This is a genomic window from Paenibacillus sp. EKM212P (assembly GCF_011066115.1).
Classification (GTDB): domain Bacteria; phylum Bacillota; class Bacilli; order Paenibacillales; family Paenibacillaceae; genus Paenibacillus; species Paenibacillus polymyxa_B.
On record NZ_JAAMNR010000081.1, the window covers coordinates 1 to 247 of the forward strand.

General features: G+C 52.6%; 2 tRNA genes. Both read left to right on the forward strand.

The window, feature by feature from the left end:
• Positions 1–78: 78 nt before the first annotated feature.
• A tRNA-Trp gene (locus G9G54_RS25130) sits at positions 79–152 on the forward strand.
• A gap of 17 nt (positions 153–169) precedes the next feature.
• Positions 170–242 (forward strand) — tRNA-His (locus G9G54_RS25135).
• The last annotated feature ends 5 nt before the right edge of the window (positions 243–247 follow it).

Below are 247 nucleotides of genomic sequence, written 5' to 3' on the forward strand. Positions count from 1 at the left end.
TGGCCAAACGCATCAGACTGTAAATCTGCTCCCTTACGGGTTCGGTGGTTCGAATCCATCATCCTCCACCAGTTTTATAGGGGCATAGTTTAAAGGTAGAACAACGGTCTCCAAAACCGTTGGTGTGGGTTCAATTCCTGCTGCCCCTGCCAATTATTCATAACTTGCGGCGGTCGTGGCGAAGTGGTTAACGCACCGGACTGTGACTCCGGCATTCGTGGGTTCAAGCCCCATCGGCCGCCCTTTA